Here is a 20,023-nt window from a genome sequence, read left to right on the forward strand (position 1 = left end):
CATTGATTCGGGCAGGAACTCCCTATGCCGAAATTCTGGCAGTCTCCACTCGCGGGAGCGGTAAACATGCATTTGAACACGCGCAGAGGCGCAAGCAGCAATCCCCTGGAGCGTCATCGCTCAGCACTTACGATACCCAGCGTGCTGCTGGTATGGGGTGCTTATGCGGCAGCAGCCCAGAGTGCCGAACGTGTCGAATTCAACCCGGCCTTCTTTCCAGACAGAGCCGCCGGCTTGCAGGTGGATATTTCAAAGTTCAGCCAGGGCAACGTCGTGCTGCCCGGACACTACAGCACCGACATTCACCTCAACGGCCAATGGATTGGACGTGAAACCTTGACCTTCACGGCGGTCGCCCATCAGCCGTCGGCGCAACTGTGCCTGGAACGGGACGCGCTGCTCAGGTTTGGCATCAACGTGGATGCAGCGCCCACGCACTCCACCGATTCGAATGCGCCCCCCGCATCGGCGTTTTCCAGTTGCGCCGACATCGCGACGTACCTGCCGGGTGCCAGCAGCCAATTTGACTCAGGTGAAAGCCGCCTGGACTTGCAGGTCCCCCAGATCTACCTGGCGCGCAAGGCGCGGGGTTACGTCGACCCGCAGCACTGGGACAGCGGCATCAATGCCGCCTTCGTGCGCTACAACGCCAATACATTCAGCTCCCAGACCCATGGAAGCTCGCTCAATTCCAATTACCTGGGCCTCAATACCGGCCTCAATCTGGGGGACTGGCACTGGCGCCATAACGGCAGCTACAGCCAGACCAATATCGGTTCTGGCTATCAAAGCAGCGCCACGTACGTGCAGCGCGAGCTGAGCAGGCTGCAATCACAGCTGATGGTCGGCGAAATCTACACCCCAGGGGAGCTGTTCGACAGCGTGCGCATGAAAGGCGCCAGCCTGTTCAGCGATGACCGGATGCTGCCGGATTCCCTGACAGGCTTCGCTCCGGTGGTGCGTGGTGTCGCCGAGACCAATGCCCGCGTCACCGTGCGCCAACGCGGGGTGTTATTGGACGAAGTGTCTGTAGCGCCGGGCCCGTTTGTCCTCAACGATTTGTTTCCTACCGGCTACGGCGGTGACCTGAACGTCACCGTCACCGAAGCCGATGGCCGCACACGCGAGTTCATCGTACCGTTCGCCGCCAACGCCAACCTCCTACGCCCCGGCTACAGCCGCTACTCGTTGAGCATTGGCCAACTGGATGAAATCGGCCTGCGGCACCCTCCCACGCTGATGCAAGCCACTTACCAGCATGGCCTGAGCAATCTGCTGACCGGCTACACCGGCGCGGTACTTGCCGACGACTATCGCTCGCAATTGCTCGGCACGGCCTTTAATACACCGCTCGGCGCGCTGTCCCTTGACCTGACCTACTCCAACGCCGACCTTCCGGGCCACGGTTCGCGTGAGGGGCAAAGCGTACAACTGCGCTACAGCAAAAACTTCACCGAGACCGGCACCCACTTCGCCCTCGGCGCATACCGCTACTCCACCGAAGGCTTCCTGACCCTGAGCGATGCCGCACGCGTGCGCGACCTCGCCATCGACGGACTGAACCTGGACAACGTGTCACGGCTACGCGACAGGATGGACATCAGCCTCAACCAGAGCCTGGGTACTGGTTCGCTGTACCTGACCGGTTCTTCGCAAAACTATTGGAACCGCAAAAGCGGCAACCTGACGTTCACCACCGGTTACAGCGGCACCTGGAAGAACCTTCACTACACCGTCAGTGCGCAGCGCACCCGCGACTTGCTGAGTGACCGAGTCGACAAGCAAGTGGACTTCACCGTGAGCCTGCCACTGGGCAGCGGCGCGCACTCGCCAACCTTGACCACCACGGCCTACCGCGGCGATCAAAGCAGCGGCGAGCGCGTCAGCCTGGGCGGCAGTCTTGGCGAGCGCAGCGAGTTCAGCTACGGCCTGGGGGCCAGCCGAACGCACGGCATCGGCAACACAACCAGTGCAGACGCGAAATACCAGACAAGCCATGGCGTGCTATCCGCCGGTTTTGGTCAGAGCAATGCGTATCGCGCGACCTCCTTGGGCATGACCGGCGGGATTGTCGCCCACGCTGGCGGCGTGACCTTCGCCCCGGAGCTGGGCGACACCATCGGCATCGTCCAAGCACCCGACGCCCTGGGCGCGCGGATCAATGGCAACCACAGTTCACAAGTCGGGAAAAGCGGCTTTGCCGTAGTGCCTCACCTCACGCCCTACCGGCAGAACGTCGTCGAGCTGGACCCAAAAGACCTGTCCGTCGATGTGGAACTCAAGACCGCCGCGCAAAACGTGGCACCACGCGCCGGCGCGGTGGTGAAGTTGCAATTCGAGACCGCCAGCGGCCACGCCCTGTTGATTACGGCTGTGCGCGAGGATGACAGCCCGCTGCCGTTCGGCTCGGATGTATTCGATGAAGAGGGCGCCAGTGTCGGCGTGGTCGGGCAAGGGGGTAAGGCGTTTGTCCGCGTGGCACGCCCCCAGGGGCAGTTGACGGTCAAGTGGGGAGCCAATGCCAGCGCCACTTGCCGCCTTCACTACGACCTCGACGTGCAACCGGATGCCCAGGGCACCCGCCGTTTGCAGCACTTGGACGCGGGTACTTGTCAGCCCGAGTCGGCCCTTTTCTCACTGCGAGACTGATGATGAAACACACCCTAAAACTGATCTCAACACTGCTGGCCCTGGTTCTGCCGATCGCAGCTCATGCAGGTTGTGAACGCTATATGAACAGCACGCTCACCCTCACGCTTCCCAGCACGATCACCGTGCCGGCCAATCTACCGGTGGGCGGGGTAATCGTCAGGCGTTCATTCAGCGGTACAGCCCCGGCTTTCTTTGCGGTTTGCTGGGCCTCGCATCTAAGGATCTTCGGGCGATTCCACTCGTCACCTCCTGCCCCCCCGTACTATCGCACCGAGGCGCCAGGTGTGGGGGCTAGCCTGCGTATCACGGATGCCAGGGGAATAACCAATAACTATGGAATGCGTACTCAAGAGGGCTCGCCGGCAAGTGGCACATATCCCAGCTTCACGGCTGCGGAATTGACGTTCCACAAAATCGAACCTGTAGCCAATGGGACGGTACCAGCCGGAGAAATTTGGGCAGCAAGAAGGGAGCGGCGCTCAGATGGTTTTGTCCTGCGGATGGGTAACGCTGTTCGGTTTGTCACCCCTGTCGCCACCTGCGACCTGGCGACCGGTGACGTCAACCGTACGATCACACTCGACCCGATCAAAGTCAGCGCACTTCAAAACGCCACCTATACCGGCGCACGCCAATTCGAGCTCACCGCCAACTGCACCAACGCATCCAATGTCACCTTTCGTTTTTCCGGCACACCCGCGCCAGGGAATAACCGGCTGTTCGCCAATACAGGCACGGCCGGCGGCGTAGCAGTGTGGCTGTACTCACGCATCGGCGCAGGCACCCAGAACATTCTCCCCACTGGCGCCGAAAGCTCCCGCACGATCGCTGTTTCGGCCAATAGAGCCGTCCTGCCGCTCGGCGTGGCATACCACAAAAACGGCACAGTCACCCAAGGCACTCTTGTCAGTACGGCCACCGTCAACATTACCTATAACTGAAACGCTGAGGGCTTCTTGATGAGCTTGCGAACACTTCCCCTGCTACTGGCAATCACCGCCGGCCTGGCCGTCAATGCGGTCCAGGCCGCCACCACGGGCACCTTGCGCTTTACCGGCCAGATCAATGCCGGTACCTGTAACCTGGCGGCCGGCGACGAAAACCGTACCATCACATTGCCGACTATCAAGATTTCCGACTTGGACGCGACCTCCAGCGCGGGCGCGTTTGATTTCGAGATCTCTGCCGATTGTGAATCGGATTTGCGCAACGTGATTTTCCTGTTCGCAGGCACAGCCTCCACCGGGAACGCCGCGCTGTTTTCCAACACGGGCACCTCCAAGGGTACCGCCCTTCGACTACTGCACCGTGCCTCTCCCGCTTATGCCATCCCCGCCAACGGTACCGCCGCCCAGCGCAGCCGCACCATCGCGACGAGCAGCAACAAGGCGGTGATCCCCCTCACAGCGGCATACCACAAAACCGGCGAAGCGATCACCCAAGGCACCCTGGCCAGCGCGGTTACCGTTTCGATCACTTACAACTGACCGAACCTGGCGCCACGGATCACGCTGTAAGCGCGCAAAAAAAAAGCCCGACCTTTGCAGGCCGGGCATTTTTTGTATCCCGAAAAAATCAGGACTGACTGGATGACGTCGGGGTTGCCGGCGTTGCAGTCGGGGCAGCAGCAGGCGCTGGTGCAGACACCGAGTTGGCGGTCGAAGCGGTGGGTGTCGGGGTTGCAGGCTTGGCGGCAACGGCCGGCTTTGGCGCTGCTGGTTTTTTCGCTACCGCAGGCTTCTTCGCGGCAGCAGGTTTGGCGGCCGGCTTGGCCACCGCAGGTTTCGCAGCGGCAGGCTTGGCAGCTGCCGTTTTCGCCGCAGGTTTGGCGACGGCCTTGGCTGCAGGTTTAGCCGCAGGCTTGGCAGCGGCTTTAGCAGCCACGGGTTTAGCTTTAGCGGCCGGTTTGGCGGCCGGTTTGGCTGCTGCAGTTTTCGCCGCTGGCTTGGCAGCCGGTTTGGCAGCGGCTTTAGCCGGCGCCTTGGCCGCAGGTTTTGCAGCAGGCTTGGCGGCAGCTTTTACCAGCGGCTTGGCGGCCGTTTTAGCGGCGGGTTTGGCAGCAGCTGTTTTAGCGGCAGGCTTGGCAGCCGGTTTAGCCGCAGCCGCTTTCACGGGGGCGACTTTGGCGCCGGTGAGTTTTTCGATTTGCCGGGTCAACGTATCGACCTTGCTGTGCAGCGCTTTCACTTCTGTACGGCTAGGAACGCCCAGTCGCGAAATAGCACTGTTGAGGCGCTTGTCCAGCGTCTCTTCCAACTTGCCCCAGGTGTCAGAAATACTCGACTTGGCGGAACCAGCGCTCGCCTTTGCCGCATCGACTTTCTTACCCACTGCACTTTTGGTCAACTTCTCGGCTTTCTCGCCGTCTTTAACCAACGTCTCGAAGAGTTTGCTGCCGTCACTGTCGATCTTCGAATAAACGCCTAAACCAGCCAGCCAGATTTTGCGGGAATATTCTTCAACTTTCCCGACCCACGAGCTGCTTTCTTTCTGAGTAGTCTTTTTAACAGCCATCCCGATGTCTCCTTAGTGTTTACGCGCGACACGTTCGAGCAATGCCGTCAGCTCTTCGAGCTTAGCAGAGAGTGTCTCCACGTCATGTTTAGACGCAATGCCGATTCGATTCAAGGCACTTGCAACACGAGTATCAAAAGCTTTTTCAACTTTATCCAGCTGAACTTCTACCAGACCTTTGACTGCAGAGACATTATTCTTTACTTGATCAATCTGACTGTTGGCGGCATCAAGTTGTTCAACTGCAACTTTTTTACCTTTACTTTCAACATGTTGACCGCTCTTAACGAGTTCTTTGAAGTACTCGCCGCCCTCGCTGCCCACCTTCGCGTAGGCACCAAGACCGGCCAACCAGATCTTGCGGGCGTAGGTTTTAACGTCACTCAAAGCGCCGGTCTGAGCATCGATTTTTTTCTTCAGGATAACTTTGGCCATGGTGCACCTCACGCAGGATAGGGGGAGGAACGGCCCGCAGGAGTTGTGGGCTTGGGCACAAAGTAGGAGGAAAAATTAGAATCGGCACCCTAAGTACACAGGAGGGGTGAAAGACCGGTCAGGCCAACGCCTTATCCAGGGCCTTCTCGATTTCGGACTTGATCGTGCCACTCATGGCCGACATCAACAGGCCCAGCTCCACATCGATGCGCAGCGAATCATCCGCCACTAATACCGTGCCTTTAACCCCGGAACGCTTGAGGTTCAAGGTATCGCCCGACCACGAAGGCTCCAGCCCATATTGCTCCTTGAGTTTGTGCGCCAACTTCTCGGCCTTTGCCCGTGCGCCTTCTTTACCCAGGGAATGTGCACGTTCAACGGTTATACGGGCCATTGCAATGACTCCTCTTTATAGGGATTTGAATACCTTCGATGCGGCAAAAGGTCTCGGTGACCTTCCATCTTACCTGCAGCCTTGCCAAGACAAAGCAGGCCTTGGGGATTATCATGTCCCGCATTCTCTTTTGGTGACAGCGATATGACTGATCAGCGCAAAGGCAGCGATGCCGAACCCACCACTCACTTCGGCTTCAAGAACGTCCCGGAAAGCCAGAAAGCGGAAAAAGTCGCTGAGGTGTTCCACTCCGTAGCGGCCAAGTACGACCTCATGAACGACGTGCTGTCGGGCGGTATGCACCGTTTGTGGAAGCGCTTCACTATTGAATTGTCGGGCGTACGTACCGGCAACCGCGTGCTGGATATCGCCGGCGGTACCGGCGACCTGGCGGCCAAGTTCTCCAAGCTCGTCGGCCCTACCGGCCAGGTGGTGCTGGCGGATATCAATGGCTCGATGCTCAAGGTCGGCCGCGATCGCCTGCTCGACAAGGGCGTGGCCGGCAATATCGAATTCGTCCAGGCCGACGCTGAGAAGCTGCCGTTCCCGGACAACCATTTCGACTGCGTGACCATCGCCTTCGGCCTGCGCAACGTGACCCACAAGGAAGATGCGATCCGCTCGATGCTGCGCGTCCTCAAACCGGGTGGCCGCCTGTTGGTACTGGAGTTCTCCAAGCCGACCAACGCGCTGATGTCCAAGGTCTACGACACCTACTCCTTTGCCTTCATGCCGTTGATGGGCAAGCTGATCACAAACGACGCCGAGAGCTACCGCTACCTGGCCGAATCGATCCGCATGCACCCCGACCAGGAAACCCTGAAGTCGATGATGGTAGAAGCCGGTTTCGACCGCGTGACCTACCACAACATGACCTCGGGCATCGTCGCCCTGCACCGCGGCATCAAGCCCTGATGCTGTTCGCAGGCCTGCTTGCCAGCGTCGAACACGGCCTCAACCGTGTGCTGCGCCTGGACAGTACCGCCTTGGCGCGGCTCACGCATTTGAACGGCAAGGTCATCGCCGTGGACTGCACCAGCCCCGCCTTGCAGCTGTTTATCCTGCCCAGCGATGAAGGCCTGCTGCTCGCCACTCAATGGGCCGCCGAAGCCGACTGCACCCTGCGCGCACCGGCCTCCAGCCTGTTGCACCTGGCGCTGAGCCGCAACAAGACCGCCATCCTCCACGGCCCCGAAGTGCACCTGGAAGGCGACAGTGCGGTACTGATGGACCTGGCCGCCGTGCTGCAAGACCTGGAGCTGGACTGGGAGTACGAACTGTCACGCTGGATCGGCCCCGTCGCCACCCAGTTGATCAGCGGGCACCTGCGCAGTCGCACGCGCTGGTACCAGCAGGGGTTCGCCAGCCTTAACCAGAACCTCGCCGAATACCTGAGCGAAGAATCGCGCACCCTGGTCGGAGAACGCGAAGCGCAAGCGCGCTTTCGTGAACTCGACAAGGCCAAAATCGACCTGGAACGTCTTGAGGCACGCTTCGAGCGCCTGAGCCGTTCCCTTGATCCAAGCGATAACGCATGAAGCTGCTCGCCGTCCGCCGTTTGTTCCGTATCCAGCGCGTCGTAATCCGCTACCGCCTCGATGACCTGCTGTTCGCCCTGCCCCTGCCGTGGTTCCTGCTGGCAGTGCGCTATGTGCTGCCGTGGCGCTGGTTCCCGCGCAAACAGCTGGAGCTGAGCCGTGGCGCGCGCCTGCGCCTGGCGTTGCAGGACCTGGGACCGATATTCATCAAGTTCGGGCAGATCCTCTCCACACGTCGCGACCTGCTGCCCGAAGACATCGCCGACGAACTGATGCTGCTGCAGGACCGCGTGCCGCCGTTCGATTCGCAGCAGTCGATGAAGCTGATCGAAGAGCAACTGGGCAAGAAGATCAGCGAGGTGTTCAGCCGCTTCGACGTCGAACCACTGGCCTCGGCCTCGGTGGCACAAGTGCATGCGGCGCAGTTGAAGACCGGCGAAGAAGTGGTGGTCAAGGTGATCCGCCCGGGCCTCAAGCCGATCATCGGCCAGGACCTGGCGTGGCTGTTCATCCTCGCCCGCGCCGCCGAACGTTTCTCTGCCGATGCGCGCCTGCTGCACCCGGTAGACGTGGTCGCCGACTACGAAAAAACCATCTACGACGAACTCGACCTGCTGCGCGAAGCGGCCAACGCCAGCCAGCTCAAGCGCAACTTCGAAGGCTCGCCGTTACTCTATGTACCGCAGGTGTATTGGGATTGGTGCCGCCCCAAAGTGCTGGTGATGGAGCGCATCTACGGCGTGCAGGTCACCGACCTCGCGACCCTGGCCGACCAGCGCACCGATATGAAGATGCTTGCCGAGCGCGGCGTGGAGATTTTCTTCACCCAGGTGTTCCGCGACAGTTTCTTCCACGCCGACATGCACCCCGGCAATATCTTCGTCAGCACCGTCAACCCATGGAGCCCGCAGTACATTGCGATCGACTGCGGCATCGTCGGCAGCCTGACCCCGGAAGACCAGGACTACCTGGCGCGCAACCTGTTCGCCTTCTTCAAGCGCGACTACCGCCGCGTGGCACAGTTGCACATCGATTCGGGCTGGGTGCCGGCGGAAACCAAGCTCAACGAATTCGAAGCGGCGATCCGCACGGTGTGCGAGCCGATCTTTGAAAAACCACTGAAGGATATCTCCTTCGGCCAGGTGCTGATGCGCCTGTTCCAGACCGCGCGGCGCTTCAATATGGAAGTGCAGCCGCAACTGGTGCTGCTGCAAAAAACCTTGCTCAACATCGAAGGCCTGGGCCGCCAGTTGTACCCGGACCTCGACCTGTGGAACACCGCGCAGCCGTTCCTGGAACGCTGGATGCGCGAGCGAGTCAGCCCGAAAACCCTGCTGGGCAACCTGCACAGCCAGTTCGAGCAACTGCCGCACCTGGCCAATATGACCCGCGACCTGCTGGAGCGCATGTCCCAGCCCCACGCCAAGGACCCCGCGCCACCGTGGCACACGCGCAAGGATGACTGGTTCCTGCGCCTGCTGGGCGCCGCGCACCTGGTCGGTGGCGTGATGCTGGCGATTGGCGGGCCGCTGAACCAACTGGGCCACTGGCCGGCCGGCATCATGGTCGCCGTGGGTGTTTATCTGATCGTGCGTCGATAGCCAATCCGGTTATACACTGTCGCAAATTGCCGGAGCCGAACATGAAAGACTGGCTGGACGAGATCAAGTGGGACAGTGACGGCCTGGTGCCGGCCATTGCCCAGGACTACAAGACCGGGCGCGTGCTGATGATGGCCTGGATGAACCGCGAGGCCCTGAGCCTCACCGCCACTGAGCAGCGCGCCATTTACTGGTCACGTTCCCGTGGCAAACTGTGGCGCAAGGGCGAAGAGTCCGGGCATGTGCAAACCCTGCACGAGATGCGCATCGACTGCGACGCCGACGTGGTGATCCTCAAGGTCGAGCAGATTGGCGACATTGCCTGCCACACCGGCCGACACAGCTGCTTCTATCGCGTGTTCGAGAACGGCGAATGGAAGGTTGTAGAGCCGGTGCTCAAAGACCCGCACGCCATCTACTCCGCAGGACACTGAACATGAGCGATACCCTCAACCGTGTGGCCCAGGTGCTGGAAGACCGCAAAGGCGCGGATGCCGACAGCTCCTACGTCGCCAGCCTGTACCACAAGGGCTTGAACAAGATCCTGGAAAAACTCGGCGAAGAGTCCATCGAGACCATCATCGCCGCCAAGGATGCGCAAATCAGCGGCGATTGCAGCGATGTAATCTACGAGACCGCTGACTTGTGGTTCCATAGCCTGGTCATGCTCGCCCAACTGGGGCAGCATCCACAGGCCGTGCTGGATGAACTGGACCGTCGCTTCGGCTTGTCCGGGCATGCCGAAAAGGCCTCGCGCCCGTCCGCTTGAATAACTAAGACTAGAGGATTTGCAGCATGGGCATTTTTGACTGGAAACACTGGATCGTCATTCTGGTGGTGGTGGTACTGGTATTCGGCACCAAGAAACTCAAGAACCTCGGCACCGACGTGGGCGAGTCGATCAAGGGCTTTCGCAAAGCGATGAACGACGACGAAAAACCGGCCGACCCTGCCGCCAACCCCGTGCCACCGGCCCAGCCTGTCCACCCCCAGGCCACCCAGCCGATCACCGAGCGTCGTACCTTCGACGTGCAGGCTGAAAAAGTCCAAGAGCCGACCCGCAAAGACTCGTGAGCACTGACTAATGTTTGGTATCAGCTTCTCTGAACTGCTGCTCGTCGGCCTTGTTGCCTTGTTGGTACTCGGGCCGGAACGCCTGCCCGGTGCCGCACGCACGGCTGGCCTGTGGATCGGGCGCCTGAAACGCAGTTTCAACGCCATCAAACAGGAAGTTGAACGGGAAATCGGCGCCGACGAGATCCGCCGCCAACTGCACAACGAACACATTCTGTCGTTGGAGCAGGAAGCCCGGAAAATACTGTCGCCGGTACAGGAACCCACCAAGCCGGTGGAGCCTGTGGCCGAGCACAGCATCGCACCTGCGGTTGAAACCCCGCCCGCCGCCCCGATCCCGACTGCCCCAACCGAGCCTGCGCCGACGCCCGTTGCGTCGCCCGCGCCCCATGACCCTACATTGCCGCCGCGAGCCCCATGAGCGCTGATAAACCGGAAAACGACCAGCATATGCCGCTGGTCTCGCACCTCACCGAGCTGCGGACCCGCCTGCTGCGTTGCGTCGCGGCAATCTTCATCATTTTTGCCGGGCTGTTCGCCTTCACCCAGCAGATCTACACCTTCGTCTCCACGCCGCTGCGCCAGTACCTGCCGGCCGGTGCGACGATGATCGCCACCGATGTGTCATCGCCGTTCCTCACGCCGTTGAAGCTGACGATGATGGTCTCGCTGTTCCTGGCGATCCCGGTGATCCTGCATCAGATCTGGGGCTTTATCGCGCCGGGCCTGTACAAGCATGAGAAGCGCATCGCAGTGCCCTTGCTGGTATCGAGCATCCTGCTGTTCTACACCGGCATGGCCTTCGCCTACTTCCTGGTGTTCCCGTTGATCTTCAAGTTCTTCGCCGCCGCCACCCCGGCCGGCGTGGAGATGATGACCGACATCACCAGCTACCTCGACTTCGTGATGACGCTGTTCTTCGCCTTTGGCGTCGCCTTCGAAATCCCGGTGGCCGTGGTGTTGCTGGTGTGGATCGGCGTGGTCAACGTGCAGTACCTGAAGAAGATCCGCCCGTATGTGATTATCGGCTGCTTCGTGGTCGGCATGATCCTCACGCCGCCGGACATCTTCTCCCAGACCCTGCTGGCCGTGCCGATGTGGATGCTGTTCGAGATTGGCATCCTGTTCAGCGGCTTGATCAGCAAGCGTGGCGATCACCCGGATGACCAACCCGCCGACGACGACCAGCCGCCAGCGACCCAGCCGTGAACCTGCTGCTGCTGTTCGATGCCGACTTCATTGCGGCCGACCGGGTGATCCTGCGTGACCGGCGCCTGGTGCATATGCAGGAAGTCCACCGCGCCGCTGTAGGCGATAGCCTGCGGGTCGGACGCATTGGCGGGTTGATGGGCAACGCGCAGCTGCTGCGCCTGGAAGCCCACGAAGCCGAACTGCAAGTGAGCTTCGACCAACCACCACCGGCCAAACTGCCCCTGACCCTGCTGCTGGCCCTGCCACGCCCGAAAATGCTGCGCCGGGTGCTGCAAACCGTGGCGGCCATGGGTGTGCCGAAAGTGGTGCTGGTCAACAGTTATCGGGTGGAAAAGAGCTTCTGGCAAACGCCGTTCCTGGAACCCGAGGCCGTTCGCGAGCAACTGATCCTCGGCCTGGAACAGGCGCGGGACACGGTGCTGCCGCAGGTCATTATCGAAAAGCGCTTCAAACCTTTCGTCGAAGATCGCCTGCCAGCCATGACCGAAGGCACCCTTGGCCTGATTGGCCATCCCGGAGACTACCCACCCTGCCCACGCGGCCTGGACGAACCGGTCACCCTGGCGATCGGCCCGGAAGGCGGCTGGATTCCCTACGAAGTGGATTTGCTGGCCAAGGCCGGCTTGCAGCCAGTGCAATTGGGTGCGCGCATCCTACGCGTCGAAACGGCCGTCACCGCCCTGCTCTCTCGCCTGTTCTGAACCCACCGCTGTTCCCCTGTGGGAGGGGGCTTGCTCCCGATGGCGGTGGTTCAGTATCAGAAGTGCTGACTGACCCACAGCGATCAGGAGCAACCCCCCTCCCACAGAGGACAGCGTCGCTACAGAATTCCGTATGCAGGCCGATAACCCGTGAATAAGTCAAAGCCTTGTTCCAGGGGAGTTCGCAGCATGTATCGTTGGTTAGCCGAGAAACTGGGGAATGTCAGCGTCAAAACCAAGCTGGGCGTAGGCTTTGGCTTGGTATTACTCTTGACACTGATGATCACCTTCACCGGCTGGTCCGGCCTGGGCAGCGTGATCAGCCGGGGCGACAAGCTGGGCTACATTTCCAGCGTCAACGAGCTCACCAAGGACCTGCGCCTGGCTCGCCTGGACTACGAAATGCGCCGGGGCGAACAGGGCCCGACGGAAGTCAACGAGCTGATTGGCAAACTGCAAAACGGCCTGAAAACCGCCGATACCTTGATCGATCAACCTGCCGACAATTTGCTGGTGGACGAGCAGCTGACAGCCATCGATCAATACAAGCGCGCATTCGACGACATGGTTCAGGCCGGTGCCAACCGCGAAAACGCCCGCAGCAAGCTGGGCGATACTGCTGACAATGCGGTGATCAAGATCGGCGAGATCGAAAAAGCCCTGCTGCAAGGCGACAGCGTTACCCAGTTCGACAGCGTGGTCGGGCTGAGCAAGCTGATCCAGCAGGCGCGGTTCCAGGTGCGCGGTTACACCTACAGCGGCAAGGTTGAAGCCGAACAGCCGGCGTTGGACGCCATCGACAATGCCCTGAAGAAAATCGCCGCCCTCAACGGTACGTTGCCTGAGCAATACACAACCAACCTGCAACAGGCCAGCGTGTCGCTGCAGGCCTATCGCGCCGCTGTCAGCCAATACCGTGACTCCCAGGTGACGACTGCCGCGGCCATGAAAAAGATGGGCGAACAGGGCGATATCCTGCTCGACCGCAGTAAAAAACTGACCCTCTCCCAAACCGTCGTGCGCGATACCGACGCGGCGCAGGCCAAGAACCTGTTGCTGCTGGCCACCGCGCTCGCGTTGATCTTCGGACTGGTCGCTGCCTGGGCCATCACGCGGCAGATCATCCTCCCGCTGAACCAGACCCTCAAAGTTGCAGAACGCGTAGCTTCAGGCGACCTGAGCCAAGACCTCATTTCACTGCGCCAGGATGAGCTGGGGCAACTGCAACGCGCCATGCAAAGCATGACGGTGGGCCTGCGCGAGTTGATCGGCGGCATCAGCGACGGCGTCACCCAGATCGCCAGCGCCGCCGAACAGCTGTCGGCGGTGACCGAACAGACCAGCGCCGGGGTCAACAGCCAGAAGGTCGAGACCGACCAGGTGGCCACCGCCATGAATGAAATGGCCGCCACTGTGCAGGAAGTGGCACGCAACGCCGAGGAAGCCTCTGAAGCCGCCCTGGCCGCAGACCAGCAGGCGCGCGAAGGCGACAAGGTCGTCGGCGAAGCCATCGCCCAGATCGAACGCCTGGCCACCGAAGTGGGTAACTCCACCGAGGCCATGGGCCATCTCAAACGCGAAAGCGACAAGATCGGCAGCGTGCTCGACGTGATCAAGTCGGTGGCACAGCAAACCAACCTGCTGGCCCTGAACGCGGCGATTGAAGCCGCGCGTGCCGGTGAAGCCGGACGCGGTTTCGCAGTGGTGGCCGATGAAGTGCGCAGCCTGGCCCAGCGCACCCAAAAGTCCACCGAAGAAATCGAAGAGCTGATTGTCGGCCTGCAAAGCGGCACCCAGCAGGTGGCGAACATCATGGACAATAGCCGTGGCCTCACCGACAGCAGTGTCGAGCTGACTCGCCGCGCCGGCACCACCCTGGAGAACATCACTCGTACGGTCTCAACCATCCAGGCGATGAACTCCCAGATCGCCACCGCCGCCGAGCAGCAAAGCGCCGTGGCTGAAGAGATCAACCGCAGCGTGTTGAATGTGCGCGATATCTCGGAACAGACGGCGGCGGCCAGCGAAGAGACCGCCGCGTCGAGTACCGAGCTGGCGCGCCTGGGCACCCATCTGCAAACACTGGTTGGCCGTTTCCGGATCTGACCCCTTCCCCGCGCGGCGACCTGCCCTGGGTCGCCGCCTGCAGCCTGTGAAATTTCCTACGCGTTTATCAGCCTCATTCCTGCGCCAAGAGAACTAGCGTTTCACTCAGCTCAACGTGCCTGCGCACCTTGAGAACGCTCACTGTTCACTTGTCGGAGGTTAATCATGCTTCGTCGAATGACTCACCTGCTGGGTGACGCCAGTGTCACCCTCAAACTGGTCCTGGGCTTCTCCCTGGTCCTGGCGTTGAGCCTTGTGATTGCCGTGACTGGCTGGCAGGCGCTGGCTGCATCCCTTTACCGCTCGCAAACACTGACAGTGCTCGCGCAATTGGCGGTGACTGGCGAAGAACTGCGGGCCGACAGGATCGTTTACCGCACCCTGGACGATAGCGCCAGCTTCAATAAGTTGAGCGTGAGCACGGTAAAGATCGACGGACTGCTGGTGGAGCTTTCGCCACGGCTAAAAGCGCCAAAATCCATTGAGTACCTGAAGGAGATGGCCCGCATCAGTGCGAGTTTCAAAACCACCCTCAAGGATGTGCCCTCGCTGGTCGAGCAACGCGAAAATGCCCGAGAGCAACTCAAGCAGAGCAGCGCGCGAACCGGCGATGTGCTGGCACAACTGGCAAGCGATCTGCCGGACCAGGAGGACACCAAGGCCCTGGATGCCATCGAAGACCTGCGCCAGGCCATCGAACAGGCCGAAGATCGCGCCCAGAGCGCCGCCTGGGCCGCCAGTTCGCTGGATGCCTACGCCCAGGCCGTCAGCGACGCCGAACGCAACCTCGAACTCGCTCAGGCGGCCGTGGCCAAACTGCCGGTCGATAGCAGCGCACTGAAAAATGCCGTGCTCAGCATTCGCACCCACCTGACACGCCTGAAGGAAACCCAGCTCGCCACCGAGAACACGCAAAACCAGTTGGAGCAGCAGCTGGACCAACTGCTCGGGCAAAGCGATCTGCTGAGCCAGGACCAGACCCAACGCCGCGACAATGAAGCCGAGCAAGCCCGCACCCAGACGCTGGGGGTTACTGGCGCCGCGTTGCTCTTCGGCACCCTGGCCGCCTGGCTGATCGCCGGGCAGATCGTCAGGCCGTTGCGCAAGGCGCTGACAGTGGCCAATCGCATTGCCCAGGGCGACTTGAGCCACGATGTGCAGACCCGACGCCGGGATGAATTGGGCCAGTTGCAAAGGAGCATGAGCGAAATGACGCTTAACCTGCGGGGGCTGATCGGCAACATCAGCGACAACGCGCGACAAATCGCCAGCGCCGCCGAAGAGCTTTCCACCGTGACCGAACAAACTCGCGCAGGCGTAAATGATCAGCGCGATGAAACCGAGCAGGTCGCCACCGCGATGAACCAGATGCTCGCCACCGCCCAGGAGGTCGCGCGCCATGCCGAGCAGGCTTCGATCGCGGCTGGCGAGGCCAATCAACAGACTGAACTGGGTGATCAGGTCGTGACCGATGCGGTGGCGCAAATTGAGCACCTGGCCCATGAAATGGCACGCGCAGGCCAAGCCATGCTGGGCCTGCAAAGGGAAAGCCAGAAAATCAGCAGTGTGCTGGACGTGATCAAGTCGGTTTCACAGCAGACCAACCTGCTGGCGCTCAATGCCGCGATAGAAGCCGCACGGGCCGGCGAAGCCGGTCAAGGATTTGCGGTGGTCGCCGATGAGGTGCGTGGTCTCGCCCAACGCACCCAGCAATCCGCAGAGGAAATCGAAGAGCTGATTGGAGGCCTGCACAGCGGTACACAACAGGTAGCCGACATCATGGACTACAGCCGCACCCTGACCGAGAACAGTGTCGGCCTGGCCCGCAACGCCGGGGACTCCCTCACGGAGATCGCCCGCACGGTGGCGGTCATCCAGGAAATGAACCCGCAGATCGCCGCAGCGGCAGAGGAGCAAAGCGCAGTGGCCGAAGAGATCAATCGCAGTGTGTTGAAAGTCCGCGACGCCTCGGAGCAAACCGCCGCCGCCAGCGCACAGACGGCGGCGGCCAGTATCGAACTGGCGCGACTGGGAACGGATTTGCAGCAGTGCGTGGGGAGGTTCAAGGTGTGACGCTCCCCGCTTTCAAAGACCTGGGCCTTATAGAACCTGACGCAGGAACGCCTGGGCCCGTGGATCTTTGGGCGCCGCGAAGAACTCGGCCGGAGCAGCATCTTCCAGCAATTTGCCGTGATCGAAGAACAGCACCCGATCCGCCACTTCACGGGCAAAGCCCATCTCGTGGGTAACGCAGACCATGGTCATGCCTTCAAGGGCCAGGGTCTTCATGACATCCAGCACTTCGCCGACCATTTCCGGGTCGAGGGCCGAGGTGGGTTCGTCGAACAACATCACCTTGGGCTCCATCGCCAACGCCCGGGCTATCGCCACGCGCTGTTGCTGTCCACCGGAAAGCCGCGACGGGAATTCGTTGGCTTTCTGCGCAATGCCGACCTTTTCCAGCAGCGCCAGGGCCTTGGCTTCGCGCTCCTTCTTGCCGCGCTTGCGCACGACTTTTTGCGCCAGGCACAGGTTTTCCAACACGGTCATGTGGGGGAACAGGTTGAAGTGCTGGAACACCATGCCGACTTCACGGCGATAGGCGTTCACATCGGTTTTCGGATCGGCCAGTTGCAGGCCGTCGATGCTCACCGAACCCGAATCGAACTCCTCCAGGCCGTTGAGGCAACGCAGGAACGTGGACTTGCCGGAGCCGGACGGGCCGATCACCACCAGCACTTCGCCCTTGGCCACCTGGGTGGTCACATGGTCCACCGCGCGCACCACGTGCCCACGGGTATCGAAGACTTTTACCAGATCGCGGACTTCAATCACTTTGGGCGAGCCTCCGCTCAAGCCGGCTGGCCATTTTCGACAGCGGCAGGTTGATCAGCAGGTACAACCCTGCGACGCAGAACAGGATTTCAAACGGCGAGAACGAGGTGGTGATCACTTCGCGACCGCTTTTGAGCAGTTCGGTAATGGCGATCACCGAGACCAGCGAGGTGTCTTTCACCAGGCTGATAAATTGCCCGGCCAGCGGCGGCAACACGCGTTTGAAGGCCTGCGGCAGCACCACATGGCGCATCGACTGGCTGGCACTCAGGCCCAGGGAGCGCGCGGCTTCGTTCTGACCACGGGTGATGGACTGCACGCCGGCGCGGACGATTTCCGCCACATACGCGCCCGTGAACAGTGACAGCGCGGCGATCCCGGCAAACTCCCGGGACAGGTTGAGCACCGTGCCGATAAAGAAGTAGAAAATGAAAATCTGCACCAACAGCGGCGTACCACGCACCAGTTCGACGTAGATCGTCGACAGATCGCGCAGGGTCGGGTTAGTGGAGAGTCGGCACAACCCCGTGGCCAGGCCAATCGCCAGGCCGAGGATCCCGGATACCACCGACAGCCACAACGTGGTCCACAAGCCCCACATCAAGGGGCCCAATGCCCAGTGGCGGTTAACACCGATGACATCGCCCTCGGCCACATCGTCGCCGCGCGCCACTTGCAAGCTGTTGTCGGCCACACTCACGCGTTGCTCGACGCCGGCATCGTTGCGCAGCGTGACTTCGGCCACATCGCCTTTACGGACCAGTTCAACGACGGTGGAGATGTCTGCGGCCCGCTGGGACTCTTCAGCCTGGTAGGCGAAGTATTGCGGGACACGGTTCCAACGCCATTCGTAGGACATCAGCGAGGTGGCGTAATACAAGGCGCCGGCCAGGCCGACCAGCACGACCACGGTCAGCAGGTGCCAGGGCCATTGGGCTTTTTTCTGTTTCATTTACTCAACATCCAAAAGAATCGTGGCACGCACACCTGAGGTGGCGAGCGGGCTTGCCACATCAAGCCCCCTCACAACAGAAAACAGTCCCGCTTATTCCATGTCCTTGAGCCACTCAGAGCTCTTGAACCACTTGTCATGGATGCGATCGTAGGTGCCGTCGTTCTTGATCTGGTGCAGGAAGTTATTGATGAAGTTGATGCTGTCGTAGTCACCCTTCTTCAGGCCGAAGGCCAACGGTTCAAAGGTGAAGGGTTCGTCGAGGAACACCAGCTTGCCGTTACCGACTTTTTTCTCGGCGACCACGTTGTACGGCGCGTCATACACAAAGGCATCGGCCTTGCCGTTGACCACGTCCAGCACACCTTCCTGCTCGTTGTCATAGCCGTGGTACTTGGCCTTGGAGATCAGCTTCTTGGCAACCATCTCGCCGGTGGTGCCGAGCTTGGAGGTCAGGCGGTATTTTTCGTCGTTCAGGTCTTTGTAGGACTTAATGGTGCCTTCCAGCTCCTTGCGGATCAGCAGGGTCTGGCCAACCACAATGAAGGGTTCGCTGAAGTTCAGGCGCAGGTTGCGTTCCTGGGTCAGGGTCATGCCGCTGCCGATCATGTCGAACTTGCCGGTCAGGAACGCGGGAATGATGCCGTCGTAACCCGTGGAAACCAGCTCCAGCTTGACCCCCATGGACTTGGCCATGGCCTTGAGGATATCAACCTCGAAACCAATGATTTCGCCACGTTTGTCGGTCATTTCGAACGGCATGTAGGTCGGGTCCATGCCGACTTTCAGCGTGCCGCGCTTGACCGCATCATCGATGGCACCGGCCTGGGCGGCGTTGGCCGCGACCAGCGCGGTGACGCCGAGCAGCAGCATCGAAAGATACTTTTTCATCATCAAGTCCCCTGAACGATTCTTATAAGGTCGGCGCGCAAAAGGGCTGCACCATTTCGGGGTGCGATCCTAACCCACTCATTGCCCGTCACAAAGGTTTGCCGGGTAATTGTTATCTGCGTATGTCGGAAAGGCCCCACAACGGCGCAGCCAAATGCAGAGATAGACACCTGCGCCGGCGACGTCGGCAACGGATTGATGTGTAAGAAGTTATGACCTCCAGTCAACCTCCACCATCCAGTCCAAGTCCTTGAACCACTTGTCGTGCAAGCGATCGTAGGTTCCGTCCTGGGCGACCTGATTGAGGAAATGGTTGATCCAATTGAGGCTGTCGAAATCGCCTTTCTGCACGCCAAACGCCAAGGGTTCAAAAGTGAATGGCTGTTCAAGCGCCAGCAACTCGCCGTTTTCCGGCAAGCTCAGGGCAATCAGGTTGTAGGGCGCGTCATAAATAAAGGCATCGGCGCTACCTTTCACGACTTGGCGCACGGCTTCCTGTGGCGTTGCAAAACTGCTCAAGCGCGCCGCCCCCAGAAATCGTCGCGTCGCCGCCTCGCCGGTGGTGCCTTCAACGGTGGTGACACGGTAAGTGGCGTCGTCCAGGTCTTCGACACTGGTGACCTTGCCGGTCAGGCTGGGGTGCAGCAGCACAGTTTGGCCCACCACGATAAAGGAGTCGCTGAAATTCAGATTCAGGTTGCGCTCCTGGGTGACGGTCATGCCGCTGCCGATCAGGTCGAACTTTTTCGCCTTCAGGCCCGGCAACAGTTCGGTATAGGGCACAGTGACCAATTCGAGTTCCACACCCAGGGCCTGGCTCATGACCTTGAGCAGGTCGACTTCAAAGCCAACGACGCGCCCCTGTCTGTCGGTCATTTCAAAGGGTACGTAGGTGGGCGTGGTGCCGACTTTCAGCACACCGCGCCGAACAGCGTCGTCGATGGCGCCGGCCTGCACCAGACCACTGTGAATCAATCCGACAACGCCGATCAGCAATGCCAAACAATACCTTTTGATCATGAATCCCCCTGTGACCGAGTCAAATTTGGGGGGCGATCCTACCCCACTCGCGGGTGCGTAAATACGCCTCGAACAAGGGTCTTTTGTTTCGAAATAAC

Annotated in this window: 21 protein-coding genes; 14 read left to right on the plus strand and 7 right to left on the minus strand. The window is 60.6% G+C overall.

Annotated elements, in window-relative coordinates; translation table 11 throughout:
- The first annotated feature begins 66 nt into the window (after window positions 1-66).
- From J1G35_RS16000 to J1G35_RS16010, 3 genes are read left to right on the plus strand one after another with little or no spacing between them, the layout of a single operon-like run.
- Entirely contained in the window at window positions 67-2,649 is a 2,583-nt protein-coding gene (locus tag J1G35_RS16000) for a fimbria/pilus outer membrane usher protein (RefSeq protein ID WP_223015422.1), read from the plus strand.
- Window positions 2,649-3,593: a fimbrial protein gene (locus J1G35_RS16005; protein WP_347709457.1), complete on the plus strand. Its 945-nt coding sequence runs from the start codon at window positions 2,649-2,651 to the stop codon at window positions 3,591-3,593. The genes J1G35_RS16000 and J1G35_RS16005 overlap by 1 nt, the downstream gene beginning before the upstream one ends.
- A gap of 18 nt (window positions 3,594-3,611) precedes the next feature.
- Window positions 3,612-4,139: a type 1 fimbrial protein gene (locus J1G35_RS16010; protein ID WP_223015423.1), complete on the plus strand. Its 528-nt coding sequence runs from the start codon at window positions 3,612-3,614 to the stop codon at window positions 4,137-4,139.
- An 88-nt stretch (window positions 4,140-4,227) separates the two neighbouring features.
- On the opposite strand, the gene J1G35_RS16015 is transcribed toward J1G35_RS16010, so the two are convergent.
- From J1G35_RS16015 to J1G35_RS16025, 3 genes are all read right to left on the minus strand, one after another.
- Window positions 4,228-5,166 (minus strand): phasin family protein, encoded by a 939-nt coding sequence (locus tag J1G35_RS16015; protein WP_223015424.1) that lies wholly within the window; start codon window positions 5,164-5,166, stop codon window positions 4,228-4,230.
- Between the two features lie 12 nt (window positions 5,167-5,178).
- Window positions 5,179-5,601, minus strand: coding sequence for a phasin family protein (locus J1G35_RS16020; RefSeq protein ID WP_053140505.1), 423 nt, complete (start codon window positions 5,599-5,601; stop codon window positions 5,179-5,181).
- Between the two features lie 118 nt (window positions 5,602-5,719).
- Window positions 5,720-5,995, minus strand: a complete 276-nt coding sequence (locus J1G35_RS16025; RefSeq protein WP_053140503.1) for a polyhydroxyalkanoic acid system family protein — start codon at window positions 5,993-5,995, stop codon at window positions 5,720-5,722.
- Between the two features lie 144 nt (window positions 5,996-6,139).
- On the opposite strand from J1G35_RS16025, the gene ubiE reads away from it, so the two are divergent.
- From ubiE to J1G35_RS16080, 11 genes are all read left to right on the plus strand, one after another.
- Complete coding sequence (ubiE, locus tag J1G35_RS16030; RefSeq protein WP_003171186.1) at window positions 6,140-6,910, plus strand: bifunctional demethylmenaquinone methyltransferase/2-methoxy-6-polyprenyl-1,4-benzoquinol methylase UbiE; 771 nt, start codon at window positions 6,140-6,142, stop codon at window positions 6,908-6,910.
- Window positions 6,910-7,533, plus strand: coding sequence for an SCP2 sterol-binding domain-containing protein (locus J1G35_RS16035; RefSeq protein ID WP_223015425.1), 624 nt, complete (start codon window positions 6,910-6,912; stop codon window positions 7,531-7,533). Before ubiE ends, J1G35_RS16035 begins: the two co-directional genes overlap by 1 nt.
- Window positions 7,530-9,134: a ubiquinone biosynthesis regulatory protein kinase UbiB gene (ubiB, locus tag J1G35_RS16040; protein WP_053140493.1), complete on the plus strand. Its 1,605-nt coding sequence runs from the start codon at window positions 7,530-7,532 to the stop codon at window positions 9,132-9,134. The genes J1G35_RS16035 and ubiB overlap by 4 nt, the downstream gene beginning before the upstream one ends.
- A gap of 41 nt (window positions 9,135-9,175) precedes the next feature.
- Window positions 9,176-9,568 carry a phosphoribosyl-AMP cyclohydrolase gene (gene hisI, locus J1G35_RS16045; protein WP_012721796.1) on the plus strand — a complete coding sequence of 131 codons (393 nt, stop codon included), beginning with the start codon at window positions 9,176-9,178 and terminating at the stop codon, window positions 9,566-9,568.
- A 2-nt stretch (window positions 9,569-9,570) separates the two neighbouring features.
- Window positions 9,571-9,903, plus strand: coding sequence for a phosphoribosyl-ATP diphosphatase (locus J1G35_RS16050; protein WP_027605032.1), 333 nt, complete (start codon window positions 9,571-9,573; stop codon window positions 9,901-9,903).
- A gap of 26 nt (window positions 9,904-9,929) precedes the next feature.
- The gene (locus tag J1G35_RS16055) at window positions 9,930-10,208 is read left to right on the plus strand and encodes a twin-arginine translocase TatA/TatE family subunit (RefSeq protein WP_053140487.1); all 279 of its coding nucleotides are present in this window, start codon (window positions 9,930-9,932) and stop codon (window positions 10,206-10,208) included.
- 10 nt (window positions 10,209-10,218) lie between these two features.
- The gene (gene tatB / locus J1G35_RS16060) at window positions 10,219-10,629 is read left to right on the plus strand and encodes a Sec-independent protein translocase protein TatB (RefSeq protein ID WP_223015426.1); all 411 of its coding nucleotides are present in this window, start codon (window positions 10,219-10,221) and stop codon (window positions 10,627-10,629) included.
- Entirely contained in the window at window positions 10,626-11,417 is a 792-nt protein-coding gene (tatC, locus tag J1G35_RS16065) for a twin-arginine translocase subunit TatC (protein ID WP_053140481.1), read from the plus strand. Before tatB ends, tatC begins: the two co-directional genes overlap by 4 nt.
- Window positions 11,414-12,121 (plus strand): 16S rRNA (uracil(1498)-N(3))-methyltransferase, encoded by a 708-nt coding sequence (locus J1G35_RS16070; RefSeq protein WP_223015427.1) that lies wholly within the window; start codon window positions 11,414-11,416, stop codon window positions 12,119-12,121. Before tatC ends, J1G35_RS16070 begins: the two co-directional genes overlap by 4 nt.
- Before the next feature lie 189 nt (window positions 12,122-12,310).
- A complete protein-coding gene (locus J1G35_RS16075; RefSeq protein WP_223015428.1) occupies window positions 12,311-14,227 on the plus strand; it encodes a methyl-accepting chemotaxis protein in 1,917 nt (638 codons plus the stop codon).
- Window positions 14,228-14,392: 165 nt separating this feature from the next.
- Entirely contained in the window at window positions 14,393-16,300 is a 1,908-nt protein-coding gene (locus J1G35_RS16080) for a methyl-accepting chemotaxis protein (protein ID WP_223015429.1), read from the plus strand.
- Window positions 16,301-16,327: 27 nt separating this feature from the next.
- Here the strand turns inward: J1G35_RS16080 and J1G35_RS16085 are convergent, their stop codons facing one another.
- The 4 genes from J1G35_RS16085 to J1G35_RS16100 all read right to left on the minus strand — a co-directional run bounded on the left by J1G35_RS16085 (window position 16,328) and on the right by J1G35_RS16100 (window position 19,925).
- Entirely contained in the window at window positions 16,328-17,062 is a 735-nt protein-coding gene (locus tag J1G35_RS16085) for an amino acid ABC transporter ATP-binding protein (protein WP_027605038.1), read from the minus strand.
- Window positions 17,055-18,014, minus strand: a complete 960-nt coding sequence (locus tag J1G35_RS16090) for an amino acid ABC transporter permease (protein ID WP_053140470.1) — start codon at window positions 18,012-18,014, stop codon at window positions 17,055-17,057. The genes J1G35_RS16085 and J1G35_RS16090 overlap by 8 nt, the downstream gene beginning before the upstream one ends.
- Before the next feature lie 93 nt (window positions 18,015-18,107).
- Window positions 18,108-18,905 carry a transporter substrate-binding domain-containing protein gene (locus J1G35_RS16095; RefSeq protein WP_053140467.1) on the minus strand — a complete coding sequence of 266 codons (798 nt, stop codon included), beginning with the start codon at window positions 18,903-18,905 and terminating at the stop codon, window positions 18,108-18,110.
- A gap of 210 nt (window positions 18,906-19,115) precedes the next feature.
- Window positions 19,116-19,925: a transporter substrate-binding domain-containing protein gene (locus tag J1G35_RS16100; RefSeq protein ID WP_223015430.1), complete on the minus strand. Its 810-nt coding sequence runs from the start codon at window positions 19,923-19,925 to the stop codon at window positions 19,116-19,118.
- Window positions 19,926-20,023: the final 98 nt, after the last annotated feature.

The sequence above is a fragment of the Pseudomonas sp. SH10-3B genome (genome assembly GCF_019891415.1).
Lineage (GTDB): Bacteria > Pseudomonadota > Gammaproteobacteria > Pseudomonadales > Pseudomonadaceae > Aquipseudomonas.